This window comes from Bradyrhizobium sp. UFLA05-112 (assembly GCF_053572325.1).
This window is the reverse complement of record NZ_JBANBK010000031.1, coordinates 1-15926: the sequence shown is the minus strand read 5'-3', so window position 1 is coordinate 15926 and position 15926 is coordinate 1. Positions and strand designations below refer to the sequence as shown.

Below are 15926 nucleotides of genomic sequence, written 5' to 3'. Positions count from 1 at the left end.
CTAGATGGAGGCTCCCGATGGTCATGACCGCGCTCGACGATTTCAACATGCCACCCTGTGCCAAGCTCCTGGGCTGGCGCCTCTTGGACGCCCGGCCCGAGCAGGGCTGGATCAAGCTTGGCTTCGAGGGCAAGCCGGAGTTCTGCAATCCTGCCGGCTTCATCCAGGGCGGCCTGCTCTCGGCGATGCTCGACGATACGATGGGTCCGGCGGTGTTCGTGATGAGCGAGGGGAGGCTTTACACCACCACAATCAGCATGACCGTGAATTTTCTCGCTCCGGCCAGGCCCGGCCCGATCATTGCCGAAGCCAAGGTGACGCAGCTCGGCAAGACGATCGCGTTCGTCGAAGGCAAGCTGATGACCGAGGACGGCACGCTGCTCGCAACCGCCAGCGCGACCGAACGGCTGCTCGAGGCCGCGCGGGTGATGCGGTGAGGCTCAGGCGCTCGCTCCTGTCGCGTGCTGTCGCGACACGATCGGCGGCTTGGCGTTCAGCGCTTCGACCTGGAAGCCGGCGACACGCTTGTAGTTCGCGGCGATGTCTTCCAGTTCCTTCTGCGACAGCACGTCGGTGACGACGTCGTAGCCATCAGGCGCGCGCTCCTCGACGAGCTGCATCACCTGCTCCGGGCCGTTCTTGCGGTTGAGCAGCACGAGATCGGTCGTCGCCGGTCGGCGCTCGGCCTCATAGGCCGATAGCGCTGCATTCGTCAGTCCATTCGCAAGAATCTCGCGGGTGATCACGCGGGCATCGAGGATCGCCTGCGAGGCACCGTTCGAGCCGATCGGATACATCGGGTGCGCGGCATCGCCCATCAGGGTGACGCGGCCAAAAGTCCATTGCGAGATCGGATCGCGGTCGACCAGTGGATACTCGTAGGCGTGCGGGCAGTTCTTGATCAGGCCGGGCACGTCGAGCCAGTCGAACTGCCAGCTCTCGAACCACGGCAAGAACTCCTCCAGCCGCGCGGTGCGGTTATAGTCCTCGCGCCGCCACTGATAGGTCGGCGGCATATGCCGCTCGGCGACCCAGTTGATCTGGTGGCTGCCGGACGCGTCCGGCGTCTTGGTGATGGGATAGCAGACGAATTTCAGGATCTCGTGCCCGGCCATGATCATGGTGCGGCCGGAGAGGAACGCTTTGGCCGGCGTCACGCCGCGCCAGAGGATGCGGCCGTTCCAGATCGGTGGCCCCTCTTGCGGGTAGAGCTTTTCGCGCACGGCGGAATGGATGCCGTCGGCCGCGATCAGAAGCGCGCCTTCGTAAGCCCCGGCGCGCTTGCCGGTCGCCTTGTCGATGAACTCAGCGCGGACACCGTCGGCCGTCTCGTGCCAGCCGGTGAGATGATGGCTGGTCAGGATGTTCTCGCGGCCGAGCCGCTCGACCGCGGTGTCGAGCAGGAGCTGCTGGAGGACGCCGCGATGGATCGAGAATTGCGGCCATTTGTAGCCAGCCTCCAACCCGCGCGGCTCGCTCCAGATCGGCTTGCCGTGCTTGGAGAAATAGGCGAGCTCGCGGGTGCGCACGCCGCTCGCATCGAGCTTGTCCATCAAGCCGAGCTCGATCAGTTCGCGCACCGCATGCGGCAGCACGTTGATGCCGACGCCGAGCGGTTTCAGCTCGGCGACGCTCTCGAACACTTTTGCGGGCACACCGATCTGGTGCAGGCTGAGCGCAAGCGTCAACCCGCCGATGCCGCCGCCGGCGATAAGGACCGTCATGTCAAATCCCCCGTTTGCGGGGTCTTCGCACGGGAGGCGGTCGTCGGCAACTGCGAAGAGAGCAGCCTATGGACGCCGCGCCGGCCTGCCGTTAACGTTGCCCTTTCGGTACGAGGTCTCCCATGCTCAAGCTCTACTACACCCCCGGCACCTGCGCGGTCGCCTCCCACATCGCCCTGGAAGAGGCCGGGGCCGACTACACGACTGAACGGGTCGACTTCAAGACCAACCAGCAGAACAGCCCGGACTACCTCGCGATCAATCCCAAGGGCCGCGTGCCTTCGCTGGTGACCGATCGCGGGGTTCTCACCGAGACGCCGGCAATGCTTAGCTTCATCGCGCAAATGTTTCCCAAGGCGAAGCTCGCGCCGCTCGACGATGCCTTCGCATTCGCGCAGGCGCAGTCGTTCAATTCCTATCTGTGCTCGACGGTGCACGTGGCGCACGCCCACAAGATCCGTGGCGCGCGCTGGGCGACCGAGGAGACTTCGTTCGCGGACATGAAGCGGATGATCCCGAAGACCATGGGTGCCTGCTTCTCGCTGATCGAGCAGAAGATGCTCGGGGGGCCCTGGGTGATGGGCGAGCAGTACACGATCTGCGATCCCTATCTCCATACGCTGTCGCTCTGGCTCGAAGGCGACGGCGTCGACATCAAGGCGACACCGAAGGTCGCCGATCATTTCAAGCGGATGTCCGAGCGGCCCGCCGTGCGCAAGGTGATGGACGCGCACAAGGCGTGAGGGTCCGCGGATCGTAGGGTGGGTTAGCGAAGCGTAACCCACCTCTTTGATTTCCGCGGAGACAGAAGCGGTGGGTTACGCCTTCGGCTAACCCACCCTACAAAGTTACAAAGCCTTCCGCTTCTCCAACTCCCGTCCCGTCTCCAGCATCAGCCGTCTCAGCCAGATCGAGCCTGGATCCATCTGCGCTCGGGTCGGATGGAACATGAACTGCTCGTCGATGCCGGGATCGAGCGGCGGGGTGACGGTGGCGAGCGCGAACTGCTTCGACAGCGCCGTGATCAGCCGGCGCGGCACGAAGGCGACGAGGTCGGTGCGCGCGGCGACGTGCAGCGCCTCGAGATAGCCGGACACGACCAGCGCGATATGCCGCTCGATGCCCTTGGTGCGTAGCCAGGTGTCGATCAGGTCCTCGGCCTGGCCGCGGATGATGACGGCGACGTGACGGGCAGCGAGGAACGTGTCGCGCCGCTTCAGCTTGGTACCGACGGGATGGCCGCGCCGCACGGCCAGCGCGTCGCTGTCGGTGTAGAGCAGTTGACGGTGAAAGCCCTTGAAGGCGTTGCCGATCGAGATCACGAGATCGATGGTGCGGGCGAACTCCGCGTGGAAGATCGCGGGCCCTCGCCACGGCACCACGTCGATGCGCACATTGGGCGCAAGGCGCGTCACCTTCTCCATCAAGGGCGGCATCAGCAGCTCGACCGCGAGGTCCGGCATCATCAGCCGAAACTGTCGCTCGCTGCGCGCCGCATCGAACTCCTCCGGCACGAAGAGCCCTCGCACCTGGTCGAGTGCCTGGGCGAGCGGGGCGCGCAGGGCCTGCGCCCGCGGCGTCAACTCCATCCGCGCGCCGGTGCGCACCAGGAGCGGATCGCCGAAGATGTCGCGCAGGCGCTGGAGCGCGTGGCTGGTCGCCGGCTGCGACAGCCCGATCCGCAAAGCTGCGCGGCTGACATTGGCTTCGCGCAAGAGCGCATCGAGTGCGTTCAGAAGATTGAGGTCAAGCGAATGCAAATTCATGAAATGAATAGATATCATATCCATTATCGATTGGAAGAATTCGCGTGAGGCGACGATGATCCGGGCGGACTCAAGCAAAGGAGAGCCATCATGAGCGCTGCCGCCAACAAGAAACTGATGCAGGATATTTTCGCCGCCGCCGCGAATCCCGACCCCGAGGTACGCGACCGCGCGCTGTTCATCGCAAGCCTTGCGGAGGACGCCAAATGGGTCGTCACCGGGCAATATTCCTGGTCGCGCACCTTCACCGGCAAGGATGCCATCCTCAACGACCTGCACGGCCATGTCCGCTCGCGCCTTCGCGACCGCACGCGCACGGTGGCGCACCGCTTCATCGCCGACGGCGACGTCGTCGTGGTCGAGGCCAAGGGCGACAACGTCACCAAAGAAGGCGTTCGCTACGACAACGACTATTGCCTGGTGTTTCGACTCGAGGACGGCAGGATCAAGGAGATCCGCGAGTATTGCGACTCGGTCCTGACCGAGAAGGCGCTGGGCCCGTTTCCGCAAGCCCCAAGCAGGGCCGCGGGCTGATCCGGTTCGCATTGTCTCACGGTTGCGGTCCAGTCCCGGGGATGCCTTTTTCGCACGAGCTTGGGTCCGGGTTCCATCGGAGTCCACGCGAAGCGGGTGAAGGACACAATTAACAAGTGTCGCGCATTGTCTCGCGGCGGAGCACGAGTCGCCGGGCGATTTCAGGTTCGTCCGGCTGCCCCGCGTCTCTTGCTAGGGGTGGACAGAGGAAATGGCGGGCGTTCGTTTGAAGATCAGGGGGCGTCTCTACGCCGGCTTCGCAGCTCTGGTGGCGGTCGGCCTGATCATGGCCGCAGTCGCGGTCTGGAATCTGTGGGCCGTCCAGGACCAGGTCTCAAAGGCGTCGGCTCTCTCGGACAGCACGGCGCGGGTCCTGGAAATATCGGGCCATCTGCAGGCGATCCAGCGGGCCAACCTTCGCTACATTCATGATGGGAACGAGCCGTCTCTCAAGGAGGCTGGCGACCGCGAGGCCGCGGCGACCCAGCTGCTTCAGGTGGGAGCAAAACAGACACTCTCCGAGGAGCGGCGAAAGCTCTACAACGATCTCGCCAGCGATATCGCAAAGATGCGGACCCTGCGCGACGATCTGGGCGATGCCGTCAACGAGATGAGGACGGGCAGGGCGACCCTGTTGCCGGGTGGTGACGATCTGGCCGCCAAGACCGCCAAGCTGGTCATCGCTGCGCGCATCTCCCACGATGCCGACGTCGCAGCCGCGGTCGCGGATCTCGAATCCAAGATCGTTCTTGTCCGGATTGCGAACTGGCGCTTCCTGGCCTTGCGCGACAGCAAGGGGGCTTCTGCCTTCAGGACGAGCGTGGAGAATACGCAACAAAAACTCGACGCGCTCGAGAGTGCTGCGCTGCCCGAGGCGGTCCGGTCCGCGATCGCACCGGTGAAGGCCTCGCTGACGATCAACAAGAACGCCTTCGAGACGACATCCGCCGCGATGCTCAAGTCGGACGACATCTACAGCAACAACCTCGCGCCCCTGATCGTCCGAAGCATCGACAAGCTCAAGGTCGCGGAAAGCGGATTGAAGACGGAAAATCAGGCATCGCGCGCAGCGGCCGAGGGTGTCATCGCGAGCACGACGTCGATCCAGGAGGCGGCCGGCGCCCTGGCCCTCCTGTTCGGCTGCATCGTCGCCTTCCTGATCGCCCGCAGCATCGTCGGACCACTCACCTCGATGACGCGCGCGATGGGATCGCTAGCCGGCGGCGACCTTGGGATCGAGATCCCCGGACGGGGCAATCGCGACGAGATCGGCGACATGGCGAAAGCGATCCATGTCTTCAAGGACAATATGATCGAGACCGAGCGCCTGCGCGCCGAGCAGAAGGAGCTCGAGGCGCGTCAGGCCGAGCAGCGCAAGGCCGGCATGGTCGAGCTCGCCGACCAGTTCGAGCAGGCGGTGGGCGAGATCGTGGAGGCGGTTTCATCGGCGTCGGGCGAGCTGGAAGCGTCGGCCGGCACGCTGACCACGACCGCCTCGCGCGCCCAGGATTTGTCAACGGAGGTCGCAGCCGCCTCGCAGGAAGCCTCCACCAACGTGCAGGCTGTTGCGTCGGCGACCGAGGAGCTCTCCTCGTCCGTGGGCGAGATCGCACGCCAGGTGCAGGAATCGGCACGCATCGCCAATGAAGCCGTGGCGCAGGCGGGCAGGACGAACGAGCGGGTCGGTGAGCTCTCGAAGGCGGCCGCCCGGATCGGCGACGTCGTCGAGCTGATCAGCACGATCGCCGGCCAGACCAACCTTCTGGCGCTGAACGCCACCATCGAGGCCGCGCGTGCGGGCGAAGCCGGCCGCGGCTTTGCCGTCGTCGCCACGGAGGTCAAGGCATTGGCCGAGCAGACCGCGAAGGCGACCGGCGAAATCGCCCAGCAGGTGTCCGGCATCCAGGCGGCGACCGAGGAGTCGGTCGGCTCGATCCGGGAGATCGGCGGCACCATCGAGCGGCTGTCGGAAATTTCAGCAGCGGTCGCGGCCGCGGTGGAAGAGCAGGGCGCGGCGACGCAGGAGATCTCGCGCAACGTTCAGCATGCGGCGCGCGGAACGCAGCGCGTCTCGACCAATATCGGCGACGTGCAGCGCGGCGCCTCGGAGACCGGCTCGGCGTCCTCGCAGGTGCTGGCGTCCGCCAAGTCGTTGTCGGCGGACAGCAGCAGGCTGAAGCTCGAGCTCGCCAAGTTCCTGAACTCGGTGCACGCCGCCTGATCGTCGGTAGCTGCGCCTCGCGAACACTGGGCCGCGCTTTGGATGCGCGACCCGGGACGACAGGCGGTCAGGCCACCTTTGTCTTCATGTGCTTGAACATGTTGTCGCGAGCCTCGTCGTCCATCACGGTCTTGAAGGTGAACTTGTCCTTCAGCGCGATGGCGCGCGCCGCTGCGGGCCGCGCCGATATCTCGTCGACGAGACGCTTGACGTTCGGGTATTTGCCAGGTGCGTCCTCGCCGAGCACGAAGGCGGCCATGCGTGCCCAGCCCCACAGCGCCATGTCGACGATCGAGTAGCTGTCACCGACCATGTAGCGGTGCTTTGCCAGATGGTCGTCGAGGATCTGGTAGTGGCGGTGGCCTTCGTACTGATAGCGGTTGTGCGCGTAGTCCTGGTCCTTCGGCGAGAAGTGCCTGAAGTGCACGGCCTGTCCTGAATAGGGGCCAAGGCCGGTGGCGATGAACATCAGCCATGACAGGGTCTGCGCACGGACGGCGGGCGCGGGCAGGAATTTGCCGGTCTTCTCGGCGAGATAGAGCAGGATGGCGTTCGAGTCGAACACGATTGAGCCGTCATCGTCGATCGCCGGCACCTTGGCGTTGGGATTGATCTTGAGGAATTCGGGCGTGAACTGCTCGCCCTTGCGGGTGTCGACCGCGACCGGCTCGAACGGCAAGGCGGACTCTTCCAGATAAAGCGCGACCTTGGTCGGGTTCGGCGAGCCGTTGAAGTAGAATTTGAGCATCGAAAAGTCTCCCCGGTCCTTTGTGAGCCGAGATCGGACGCAGCATCATTGCCGCCGGCGGCCCTCTCTTGCCCGAACCCTTGCGGCAAGCACAAGTGACGAGTTCGTGGATGGAGCCTGCACGCCGTGCAGGTCAGCCGACGTAGAGGAAGCCGAGGATCGCGACGATGATCACGCCGAGACCCGCAGCTTCCACACGGTGCGCAAGGCGCGTCGCGGCATGCACGTCGGAGGCCCGCGCGGCGCGCTCGGAGCCCTTGGGATAACCGTGGACGATGACGTCGTGATTGAAGGTGTCATGAGCCTCGTTGCCGCTGGCAAGCCCGACGCAGATCAGCAGCACGCCGAACAAGGCGAGTCCGGCAAAGCCCAAAAGTCCGATCATCAACATCGGAAACATGCCGATCAGGAAGATCGGCAGCAGCGGCAAGAACAGCAATGTCTCGGACTGTCGTCGCATGGCCCGACCGGTCAAGACTGGAAGCCGATATTGAATGTAGTCCCGGGGGCTTGGCCGTTCAAGTCTTCCAGTCATTCCGGGGCGCGCGTCAGCGCGAACCCGGAACCTGGAGATTACGGCGCGAGATTGCGGGTTCTCGCTTCGCGAGCCCGGGAATGACGAAAAGGTGAAGCAGGGCTACTCCGCGGCCATGCCGGAGCGGATTTCGGCGCGCAGCTCGTCGATCAGCTTGAGGCCCTGCTTGGTCTCGACGTGCCAGTAGGTCCAGCCGTTGCAGGCGGCCGAGCCCTGCGCCACCGCGCCGATGCGGTGGATCGAGCCGACCTTGTCGCCCAGCATGATGGCGCCGTCGGCGCGCACGAGCGCGCCGAGCTTCTTCTTGGCGTCGAACAGCTTCGTGCCGGGCATGATCATGCCGCGCTCGATCAGCTCGGAGAACGCCACACGCGGCGCCTCGCGTGCGGTCATGAACGGTGCGAGACTCGCTTCCGGCAGTGGCTCGACAGCGGCGATACGCTCCTCGGCGGCTTCTGCGTAGGTTCGCTCGCGCTCGAAGCCGATGTAGCTGCGGCCGAGCCGTTTTGCGACGGCGCCGGTGGTGCCGGTGCCGTTGAAGGGATCGATGACGAGATCGCCGGGCTTGGACGACGACAGCAGCACGCGCGCCAGCAGGCCTTCCGGCTTCTGCGTCGGGTGAACCTTCTTGCCGTCGGCGCCCTTGAGGCGTTCCTCGCCGGTGCACAGCGGGATCAGCCAGTCGGAGCGCGCCTGCACGTCCTCGTTGGCCGCCTTGAGCGCTTCGTAATTGAAGGTGTAGCCCTTGGCCTTCTCGTCACGCGCGGCCCAGATCATGGTCTCGTGCGCGTTGGTGAAGCGGCGGCCGCGGAAATTCGGCATCGGATTGGACTTGCGCCACACGATGTCGTTCAGGAGCCAGAAGCCGAGATCCTGCATGATCGCGCCGACGCGGAAGATGTTGTGATAGGAGCCGATCACCCAGATCGTCGCCGACGGCTTCATCGCGCGGCGCGCGGCGAGCAGCCAGGCGCGGGTGAAATCGTCATAGGCGGAAAACGAATCGAACTTGTCCCAGGCGTCGTTGACGGCATCGACATGGGATTCGTCGGGGCGCTTGAGATCGCCCTTGAGCTGGAGATTGTAGGGCGGATCTGCGAACACCAGATCGACGCTACCAGCCTGAAGCTTCGACATCTCGGCGACGCAATCGCCGACGATGATGCGATGCGATGCGGACTCAAAATTTGTGCGGGGCGCCTTTGCAGACGCCCCGCGACGCGACACTACCATGACTCAAGAACTCTGACTCAGGCGACGCTGTCGGCGACGCGGGACCAAACAACCGACTGGCCGTTACATTGACCGCGCAAAGTAAAAAACGACTTAACTCGCATCTTCTCGAGATTGCTTCGACATCGCGGATCGCGCGTGGGAAGATGCGCGGATCACTCGTGTTTTGCAGCATATTTCGCGTTCGCACTGCTGCGATCGCCTCGTTCGGGCTAAACTTTCTTCTCGGAAAAAATTGCTGCTCCTCCGGAAAAAATTGCAGCCGTCGGCAACGCGCCGCACTAGGCAATTTTTGCCGAGCAGGATATTGATTAACAGAACGGAAATTTTACGTTTGTGACGCGGGTAGGTCTTGCGCTGTTGCGTGCCCCCCGCGGATGCAATCAGGGACTCAAAGGGAAGCCGCCATGCGTTACGATGATTTTCGCCGCAGCGACGACATCGAGGATCGTCGCGACGAAGGTGGTGGTGGGTTTGGCGGTGGCGGCGGCGGTGGGTTCGGTCTGCCGATGGGCGGCGGCGGCCTCGGCATCGGCACCATCATCGTGCTCGGCCTGCTCGGCTATGCCTTCGGCATCGATCCGCGCATCCTGATCGGAGGCGCCGAGATCCTGACCGGCGGTGGCCAGGCACCGAGCTACCAGACCGATCGCCAGGCCTCGGGCGGGCAGGTGAAGCGCGGCGCGCCGACCGACGAGATGGGCAGCATGATCTCCGGCATCCTGGGCGAGATCGACGATCGCTGGAGCGAGATCTTCCAGGCCAGCGGCCAGTCCTACACCGGTCCCAAGATCGTGCTGTTCCGCAACGCCACCAATGGCGGCCGCTGCGGCATGGCGCAGTCGGCGATGGGCCCCTTCTACTGCCCGCCTGACAAGACCATCTTCCTCGACACCGGCTTCTTTCGCGAGGTCGAGACACGCTTCCGCGGCTGCTCCGGCAAGTCCGCCTGTAATTTCACGACTGCCTACATCATCGCCCACGAGGCCGGCCATCACATCCAGAATCTGCTCGGCATCATTCCGCGCGTGACCCGATTGCAGCAGCAGGCCGGCAGCAAGGCCGAGTCCAACGCGCTCCAGGTGAAGGTGGAATTGCAGGCCGACTGCCTGTCCGGCGTCTGGGTCAACCGCGAGGCGAAGAAGCGTCCGAACTTCCTCGAACCGGGCGACATCGACGCGGCGCTGACCACGGCGAGCGCCATCGGCGACGACACGCTGCAACGCCAGGCCACGGGCCGTGTCGTGCCCGACTCCTTCACCCACGGTTCGGCCGAGCAGCGCAAGCGCTGGTTCATGACCGGCTATCAGCAAGGCACGGTCCAGGCCTGCAACACGTTTGGCGGCGGATCGTTGTAGTTGGAAGAGTTCGTGCCCCGGACGCTGCGCAGCATGAAATGCTGCGCTGCTGATCCGGGGCCCAGAATGCCGGTCCCACAGAGGTATCTTAGAAACGGGTCCCCCGGCTCTGCGGCGCATCGCTGACGCGCTGCACCGCGTCCGGGACACGAGAGGAAAGCGCAATGTCCTCCATCGATGAGACAAAGCAGTTCATCCCGCTCAACATCGCGGTGCTCACCGTCTCCGACACCCGCGCGCTCGCCGATGACAAGTCCGGCCAGACTCTCGCGGATCGCATCAGCGCTGCCGGCCATCATCTCGCCGCCCGCGAGATCGTCACCGACGACGTCGAGGCGATCCGCGCCGTCATCCGCCGCTGGATCGCGGACGCCGGTGTCGACGTCGTCATCACCACCGGCGGCACCGGCTTCACCGGACGCGACGTCACGCCGGAGGCGATCGAGCCGCTGTTCGAGAAGCGGATGGATGGCTTCTCGATCGCGTTTCACATGATGAGCCATGCCAAGATCGGCACGTCGACGATCCAGAGCCGCGCCACCGCGGGCGTTGCGGGCGCGACCTACATCTTCTGCCTGCCAGGCTCGCCCGGCGCCTGCCGCGACGGCTGGGACGGCATCCTCGCCGCCCAACTCGACTATCGCACGCGCCCCTGCAACTTCGTCGAGATCATGCCGCGCCTCGACGAGCATTTGCGCCGACCGAAGGCGCAAGGCGCGACGGTTTAGTTGTGCGCGAAAAGCGTTGAACGATCAAATGCTCGGCGGATCAGTATCCGCCGAGTGTCAGGAGTAGCTGGTGCTGCCACGGACTCGTGAGCCGCAAAACAGGTCCTTTACCGCCGCACTCCAACGCGATTGACTCCCCCATTCAAATTGCCGCCGACGTTATGACGGACCGCAGCACGCGCCACTGGCCGAGGCCGGAGCACGACGCCCGCCCTTGCAACGCAACCGGCTGGATATTCGACGTACTGGCAGTACACGACCGCGCTCGCCGGTGATGGATTGAGCGTGAGACCTGCAAGCCCCAACATGGCGCTGGCGGCGAGCCCGGCAACTGTCACTGATCCAAACGAAAGAAGGTTTCTCTGGTGCATGGTGATCCTCCGCGCTTGCGCACAGTAAGTGTCGCGAGCCGCCCAGGGTGCGGCGGGACCCAACGTGAAGATCGGACGATGGGCGGACGTTGACGTAGATCAACATTGTAAACGAAGCAGGTTTCCAAGCCCCCGGCACAAACTGCGCAGGCTGCTTTGCTGCTGCAATTGCGCGCGACGGCAATGCGCTTCGCATGCGACCTTCCGTCGCCCCGCACCACGACTTGATTTAGATCAAGCGCCACACGCCCAACTTGTCGAGCCTGTACGCCGCAGGGGGGCGTGGATCGTCGCATGCCCCTGACCCGCTACTTTGCGTTCGTTGGCATCATTCTGCTCGCGCTGCTGTTCATCGCTGACGCCTGCATGCCGATATTGCCGATTCTCGAGAGGGCCGATTCAAATCGCATTGCGATCCGTATCCACTCGGAGCTGAAATTGCCGGAGCGCGTGGTTTACGACACCAGTCTTCCGACCATCCTTCCCTCACAGACCGCGAACGCAGCGAGCAGTACGCAAAATTCGGCGATCGCGCGCGAAGCGATTCCAGTCAGGACACGCGAGGCGTTGGCGCAGTTGCAGCCGTCCGATACGGCGCGCCCCCGCGCTTCGGAGACGAAAACGCGAGGGACCAGACCGCCACACCAGCGCAAAGCCGCAAGGCGACGCGCGCCGCCATACGAGTTCATGATGGCACGGCAGGCGCATTTTGGCTGGTTTGGCATCTGGTAGGGATGTGACGCGATGGCCGGGTTCTGAAGCAATGTCCTTGCTAGCTCTTCCGTGTCATCGACAACCACACCACGCGCCATAGCTCCCGGCAGGCGTCGCGGCGCAGGCGTCGCGCGCGGCGTTTGTAGAGATCGACCAGCTCTGCCGTGACGCGGCGCGACAATTGGTGCCGCTCGCGCATCAGAGGTCGCGCTCCCAGGTTTCGCCGGTCAAATTCTGTCCGAAGCTGCGATGCGGCTCGCTCGCGACCAGCTTGAATCCAGCGTCCTGGTAGATCTTGCGCGCGCCGACCAGAATGCTTTGCGTCCACAGCGTCATCCGCCGATAGCCGCAGGCGCGCGCGAAGGAGACGCATTCGGCGACCAGCCGCTGGCCGAGGCCGCGGCCGCGCGCGACGGGATCGAGCAGCAGGAGACGCAGCTTTGCGACGTCGTCGCTCGCCTTCACCAAAAACACCGAGCCGACCGGGCGGCCCTCGATGTCGGCGATCCAGCAGCGCTCGCGCGATGCGTCGTAGGAGGTCATGTATTTCGCGACGATCTCCGCGACGAGGGCCTCGAAGCCCGAGTCAAATCCATATTCGCTCGCATAGAGCGCGCCGTGGCTCTGCACGACCCAGCCCATGTCGCCAGGACGTGGATCGCGCAGGATTGCCGGCGCCGGCTCGGCGCGCGGCATGGCGAGCAACCGCTCGACCGTGTCCATCGCACCCGTCAGCCGTTTGCGATCGGTCTCGGTGAGCGGCCGCAGCATTGCGGCGACGTCCTCTTGCGACGAGCGCTCGAGCCTGGCGAAGGCCTGGCGCCCCTTCGCGGTCAGGCTCAACTGATACTGCCGCCGGTCGGTCGGAAGCGGCTTGCGCGCGATCAGGCCGGCTTCGTCGAAGTTCTGCACGATGCGGCTGAGATAGCCGGGGTCGAGCCCAAGCTCGATGCCGATCTCCTTGGCCGAGCGCTCGCCGCCATGGGCGAGCTCGTAAAGCACGCGCGCTTCGCTGAGGGAGAAGGGCGTCTTCAGCAATTGCTGGTCGAGCACGCCGAGCTTGCGGGTGTAGAACCGGTTGAAGGCGCGAACCGCCTCCACCTGGTCGTCGGACACCGGTCCGGCCGAACCGCCCGAGGGCGCGCTTGATGACAGACTGGACGACGTATTGGGCGACATGGGCACCTCCAATACTTGCCATTGTCAATTAATTAATTGCCTTTGGCAAGTATCTTCTGGTTCACGCCATGCTGACGATCTTGCTCCGCAACAGCGTCCGGGACGAGCGTCCGAGCCGCCGCAGCAGCCGCGCCTCGGAGCGGCGGGCCTGGGGCGGGTAGCCGCCGATCCGGTCGTAATGATCGCGCGCGATCAGGAGCCCCTGATCGCCAAAGGGCCCCACGATCTTCCGCGCCACGAAGCGGATGACGTCGCGCAGGCCGGTATCTGCGTAGGGCGAACGCGCATAGCGGAACACGGCCGCGCGGTCGCGTCCGCTGGCCGAGACGGTCTGAATGAACTGCGTGGTCTCTTCGATCCAGCCGGTCTCGAGCACGGCACCGGCATGCAGGAACATCAGCCAGGGCGAACGCGCCTGCAGCGCACCGGCGGCAAGCGCCGCGCCTTGCGAGGAGCCTTCGTAGCCGATGAAGCGGCAGCCGGCGACGTCGGCGACGCGCTCGATCACGCCGTTGCGCGTGCCGTCGACGAGCAGCACTTCCTTGATCAGGCCGGCGGCAGCACCCGGCACCAGTGAGGCCAGGGTGGCGACCGCTGACCGCTCGACGCCTTCCGTCGGTATGATGACGCTCAACATGATGGAGGCTTCAGTTGTCTCAAGGGACAGCGCAAGTGTTATACGGTATAACCATGGCCTTGCGCCCCGTGCAACGTTTTGCGCGGCCGTTGATGCGGCCGCGCCGCTGGATGGTAAACCGTGCAGCCGGCCCCAGCCAAGCCTGTCGCACGCAGGCCGTAATACTGCGGAATATATCTGCAGCTGCGCGCCGACTGCGTGCAACCTGATTTCACAGCGGAGACTCGCGTGAACGCCGATCAACTCGCTGTTGGTACGACTGCAACATCACCTCGGCAGGACGCCGCACCTGCATTGCGGATTCGTGCCGTGATGCTGGGCGACCGCATCAATGCGGCGGGCCTGGAGATCGGAACGCTGGTATCGTCGACGCCGGTCGCGTTCCGCGTCCATGCCGGGCTCGCCGTGATCTTCCGCTACGGCGTCGTGGTGCTGATCGGCCTCTTGCCCTCCGAAGAGAAGGTCTTGATCGACACGTTGAAGCCGCGCGTGACCGGCGAGTTCAGCCCCTACGAGGAGGAGACCGCGCAGGCGCAGCTCTGCAACGACGAGAACGCCGAGGTGATCCAGCCGGGCGGACCGATCTGCCTCAGCAAATTCTCCGAGGACCGCCTGCTCCTGATCGCAGATGCGCTCGCCAAGAGCACCGCGCTCGCCCGCGACGAGCGCCGTGTCGCCGCCGTCTTCGACGTCATCGAGCCGTTTGCGCGCGAGCTTGCTCAGCGTGGCCGCACGCCGCGCCGTCGCAAGGGAATCCTGCAACTGATCGGCAACGCGCTGCTGGTGCAGCAGCGCGTCGCGGGCCGCGTCGCCGTCGCCGAGAAGCCCGACGTGCTCTGGGAGAAACCCGGGCTCGACCGCCTCTACTCGCGGCTCGAGGACGAGTATGAATTGAAAGAACGTCTCGATACGCTCGAGCGCAAGCTTGCCGCGATTTCCGGGACCGCAAACGCGCTGACGGATATCATCGACACGCAGCGTTCACTACGCCTCGAAGTGGCTGTGGTGGTGCTGATCGTGATCGAGGTCGTGATCGGCTGCATCCAGATCATCGCCGGAACTCACTAGGCCAGGGCACGTAGTCATATTTCGGTCGTATCTGCTTTGCTCCAAATAGCGATGACTTTTGTGCAGGCGCAGCAAATGACGCGATGGCCATGAACGGCCATTTGACCGCCGTGGCACCAGACGATGCCTGGTGCATTTGGCGGTCAGTGAGATACCATATGGTCGATGACTGACGGCAAGGTGAAACGGCGGCTGACCACTGTCCTGTGCGCGGATGTGCACGGGTATTCTCGCCTGATGGGAGCAGACGAAGCGGGAACGCTGGAGATGCTGCGCCGCTGCCGCACTGCCATTGCAGGATTGGTGGAGCGTCACGACGGGCGGATTGTGAATACTTGGGGCGACGCCGTGATCGCCGAGTTCGCCAGCGTTGTCGAGGCCGTGCAATGTGCGGTCGAAATTCAACAGGAAGTTTCCAATCAGAATTCGGTCCCACCGCCTCACGCGCCCCAGATGCGATTTCGCATCGGCGTCAATCTAGGTGACGTGATGGTGGATGGTTCCGACATTTTTGGCGACGGGGTCAACATCGCGGCGCGGCTGCAAGAACTCGCCGAGCCCGGTGGCGTCATGGTCTCGGCTTCCGTCTACGATCAGGTGCACAACAAACTATCTCTTGGCTTTGACTGTCTCGGCCAGCAACAGATGAAGAACGTGGCCCCCATAACCACCTATCGGGTGACCGTTGGTGGCGGAGCCGTTGGGCGAGGTAGCGCAAGCCCTGCTCCTCAGGTTGGAGCAGCTGCAGGCCCGGAAGCTGGCGCTCAAACGATTCGCGGCCGATACGAGCCGTCCAACTGGATGAGCTCCATCGCGGATCGGTGGGCGATCCTGCCTCGCCCCATTGCAGCAATCCTCACAGTTTCGTGTTTTCTGATTCTGATCAACATTTTCACCGGTCTGCACAGGATCTGGTTTCATTGGCCAGTTGCAGTGCTGCTTTTCATTGGCGCCCTGCGGACGCTCCGGCATGGACCTGCGTCGGACGGAAATGAGGGACGGCGGAGGACTCGCGACTAATCTCATCGCGCGTTAATCTTACTGTGTCATAAAATCATCCGCACGGTACGTCTTTGGATGAGAGCAGTACAGCACGGACATCGTCGCAGG

Annotated in this window: 18 protein-coding genes; 9 read left to right on the top strand and 9 right to left on the bottom strand. The window is 64.2% G+C overall.

The window, feature by feature from the left end; all coding sequences use genetic code 11:
• Positions 1-17 precede the first annotated feature (17 nt).
• A complete protein-coding gene (locus tag SO180_RS19345) occupies positions 18-437 on the top strand; it encodes a PaaI family thioesterase (RefSeq protein WP_449380431.1) in 420 nt (139 codons plus the stop codon).
• Positions 438-440: 3 nt separating this feature from the next.
• Here the strand turns inward: SO180_RS19345 and SO180_RS19340 are convergent, their stop codons facing one another.
• Positions 441-1724: a flavin-dependent oxidoreductase gene (locus tag SO180_RS19340; protein ID WP_449380430.1), complete on the bottom strand. Its 1284-nt coding sequence runs from the start codon at positions 1722-1724 to the stop codon at positions 441-443.
• A 122-nt stretch (positions 1725-1846) separates the two neighbouring features.
• On the opposite strand from SO180_RS19340, the gene SO180_RS19335 reads away from it, so the two are divergent.
• Entirely contained in the window at positions 1847-2467 is a 621-nt protein-coding gene (locus SO180_RS19335) for a glutathione S-transferase family protein (protein WP_449380429.1), read from the top strand.
• A gap of 105 nt (positions 2468-2572) precedes the next feature.
• Here SO180_RS19335 and SO180_RS19330 read toward each other — a convergent pair whose 3' ends face one another.
• Positions 2573-3490, bottom strand: a complete 918-nt coding sequence (locus SO180_RS19330) for a LysR family transcriptional regulator (RefSeq protein ID WP_449380428.1) — start codon at positions 3488-3490, stop codon at positions 2573-2575.
• 90 nt (positions 3491-3580) lie between these two features.
• Between SO180_RS19330 and SO180_RS19325 the strand changes: the two genes are divergently transcribed.
• Positions 3581-4024, top strand: a complete 444-nt coding sequence (locus SO180_RS19325) for a nuclear transport factor 2 family protein (protein WP_449380427.1) — start codon at positions 3581-3583, stop codon at positions 4022-4024.
• Between the two features lie 211 nt (positions 4025-4235).
• Positions 4236-6245, top strand: a complete 2010-nt coding sequence (locus tag SO180_RS19320; RefSeq protein ID WP_449380426.1) for a HAMP domain-containing methyl-accepting chemotaxis protein — start codon at positions 4236-4238, stop codon at positions 6243-6245.
• A gap of 67 nt (positions 6246-6312) precedes the next feature.
• On the opposite strand, the gene SO180_RS19315 is transcribed toward SO180_RS19320, so the two are convergent.
• The 3 genes from SO180_RS19315 to SO180_RS19305 form a co-directional block, all read right to left on the bottom strand.
• Positions 6313-6993 (bottom strand): glutathione S-transferase family protein, encoded by a 681-nt coding sequence (locus tag SO180_RS19315; RefSeq protein ID WP_449380425.1) that lies wholly within the window; start codon positions 6991-6993, stop codon positions 6313-6315.
• Between the two features lie 133 nt (positions 6994-7126).
• On the bottom strand, positions 7127-7453 hold the full coding sequence (locus SO180_RS19310) for a hypothetical protein (RefSeq protein WP_449380424.1): 327 nt from the start codon (positions 7451-7453) through the stop codon (positions 7127-7129).
• 177 nt (positions 7454-7630) lie between these two features.
• Positions 7631-8761, bottom strand: a complete 1131-nt coding sequence (locus tag SO180_RS19305; protein WP_449380423.1) for a site-specific DNA-methyltransferase — start codon at positions 8759-8761, stop codon at positions 7631-7633.
• A gap of 407 nt (positions 8762-9168) precedes the next feature.
• On the opposite strand from SO180_RS19305, the gene ypfJ reads away from it, so the two are divergent.
• On the top strand, positions 9169-10119 hold the full coding sequence (gene ypfJ, locus SO180_RS19300; RefSeq protein WP_449380422.1) for a KPN_02809 family neutral zinc metallopeptidase: 951 nt from the start codon (positions 9169-9171) through the stop codon (positions 10117-10119).
• A gap of 164 nt (positions 10120-10283) precedes the next feature.
• On the top strand, positions 10284-10847 hold the full coding sequence (moaB, locus tag SO180_RS19295) for a molybdenum cofactor biosynthesis protein B (protein WP_449380421.1): 564 nt from the start codon (positions 10284-10286) through the stop codon (positions 10845-10847).
• A 107-nt stretch (positions 10848-10954) separates the two neighbouring features.
• On the opposite strand, the gene SO180_RS19290 is transcribed toward moaB, so the two are convergent.
• Complete coding sequence (locus SO180_RS19290) at positions 10955-11218, bottom strand: hypothetical protein (protein WP_449380420.1); 264 nt, start codon at positions 11216-11218, stop codon at positions 10955-10957.
• Positions 11219-11512: 294 nt separating this feature from the next.
• On the opposite strand from SO180_RS19290, the gene SO180_RS19285 reads away from it, so the two are divergent.
• Entirely contained in the window at positions 11513-11950 is a 438-nt protein-coding gene (locus SO180_RS19285) for a hypothetical protein (RefSeq protein ID WP_449380419.1), read from the top strand.
• A 40-nt stretch (positions 11951-11990) separates the two neighbouring features.
• Here the strand turns inward: SO180_RS19285 and SO180_RS19280 are convergent, their stop codons facing one another.
• From SO180_RS19280 to SO180_RS19270, 3 genes are all read right to left on the bottom strand, one after another.
• On the bottom strand, positions 11991-12131 hold the full coding sequence (locus SO180_RS19280) for a hypothetical protein (RefSeq protein WP_449380418.1): 141 nt from the start codon (positions 12129-12131) through the stop codon (positions 11991-11993).
• Positions 12131-13111 carry a bifunctional helix-turn-helix transcriptional regulator/GNAT family N-acetyltransferase gene (locus SO180_RS19275; RefSeq protein WP_449380417.1) on the bottom strand — a complete coding sequence of 327 codons (981 nt, stop codon included), beginning with the start codon at positions 13109-13111 and terminating at the stop codon, positions 12131-12133. The genes SO180_RS19280 and SO180_RS19275 overlap by 1 nt, the downstream gene beginning before the upstream one ends.
• Before the next feature lie 61 nt (positions 13112-13172).
• Positions 13173-13748 carry a glycosyltransferase family protein gene (locus SO180_RS19270; RefSeq protein ID WP_449380416.1) on the bottom strand — a complete coding sequence of 192 codons (576 nt, stop codon included), beginning with the start codon at positions 13746-13748 and terminating at the stop codon, positions 13173-13175.
• Positions 13749-13976: 228 nt separating this feature from the next.
• On the opposite strand from SO180_RS19270, the gene SO180_RS19265 reads away from it, so the two are divergent.
• Both SO180_RS19265 and SO180_RS19260 read left to right on the top strand, forming a co-directional pair.
• Positions 13977-14816: an RMD1 family protein gene (locus SO180_RS19265; protein ID WP_449380415.1), complete on the top strand. Its 840-nt coding sequence runs from the start codon at positions 13977-13979 to the stop codon at positions 14814-14816.
• A 165-nt stretch (positions 14817-14981) separates the two neighbouring features.
• Positions 14982-15836: an adenylate/guanylate cyclase domain-containing protein gene (locus SO180_RS19260; protein WP_449380414.1), complete on the top strand. Its 855-nt coding sequence runs from the start codon at positions 14982-14984 to the stop codon at positions 15834-15836.
• Positions 15837-15926: the final 90 nt, after the last annotated feature.

What these genes read in the sequence shown, in the direction of transcription:
- SO180_RS19345 (WP_449380431.1), top strand. Translation starts at nt 18, where the DNA reads ATGGTCATGACCGCGCTCGACGATTTCAACATGCCACCCTGTGCCAAG.
- SO180_RS19340 (WP_449380430.1), bottom strand. Translation starts at nt 1,724, where the DNA reads ATGACGGTCCTTATCGCCGGCGGCGGCATCGGCGGGTTGACGCTTGCG.
- SO180_RS19335 (WP_449380429.1), top strand. Translation starts at nt 1,847, where the DNA reads ATGCTCAAGCTCTACTACACCCCCGGCACCTGCGCGGTCGCCTCCCAC.
- SO180_RS19330 (WP_449380428.1), bottom strand. Translation starts at nt 3,490, where the DNA reads ATGAATTTGCATTCGCTTGACCTCAATCTTCTGAACGCACTCGATGCG.
- SO180_RS19325 (WP_449380427.1), top strand. Translation starts at nt 3,581, where the DNA reads ATGAGCGCTGCCGCCAACAAGAAACTGATGCAGGATATTTTCGCCGCC.
- SO180_RS19320 (WP_449380426.1), top strand. Translation starts at nt 4,236, where the DNA reads ATGGCGGGCGTTCGTTTGAAGATCAGGGGGCGTCTCTACGCCGGCTTC.
- SO180_RS19315 (WP_449380425.1), bottom strand. Translation starts at nt 6,993, where the DNA reads ATGCTCAAATTCTACTTCAACGGCTCGCCGAACCCGACCAAGGTCGCG.
- SO180_RS19310 (WP_449380424.1), bottom strand. Translation starts at nt 7,453, where the DNA reads ATGCGACGACAGTCCGAGACATTGCTGTTCTTGCCGCTGCTGCCGATC.
- SO180_RS19305 (WP_449380423.1), bottom strand. Translation starts at nt 8,761, where the DNA reads ATGGTAGTGTCGCGTCGCGGGGCGTCTGCAAAGGCGCCCCGCACAAAT.
- ypfJ (WP_449380422.1), top strand. Translation starts at nt 9,169, where the DNA reads ATGCGTTACGATGATTTTCGCCGCAGCGACGACATCGAGGATCGTCGC.
- moaB (WP_449380421.1), top strand. Translation starts at nt 10,284, where the DNA reads ATGTCCTCCATCGATGAGACAAAGCAGTTCATCCCGCTCAACATCGCG.
- SO180_RS19290 (WP_449380420.1), bottom strand. Translation starts at nt 11,218, where the DNA reads ATGCACCAGAGAAACCTTCTTTCGTTTGGATCAGTGACAGTTGCCGGG.
- SO180_RS19285 (WP_449380419.1), top strand. Translation starts at nt 11,513, where the DNA reads ATGCCCCTGACCCGCTACTTTGCGTTCGTTGGCATCATTCTGCTCGCG.
- SO180_RS19280 (WP_449380418.1), bottom strand. Translation starts at nt 12,131, where the DNA reads ATGCGCGAGCGGCACCAATTGTCGCGCCGCGTCACGGCAGAGCTGGTC.
- SO180_RS19275 (WP_449380417.1), bottom strand. Translation starts at nt 13,111, where the DNA reads ATGTCGCCCAATACGTCGTCCAGTCTGTCATCAAGCGCGCCCTCGGGC.
- SO180_RS19270 (WP_449380416.1), bottom strand. Translation starts at nt 13,748, where the DNA reads ATGTTGAGCGTCATCATACCGACGGAAGGCGTCGAGCGGTCAGCGGTC.
- SO180_RS19260 (WP_449380414.1), top strand. Translation starts at nt 14,982, where the DNA reads ATGACTGACGGCAAGGTGAAACGGCGGCTGACCACTGTCCTGTGCGCG.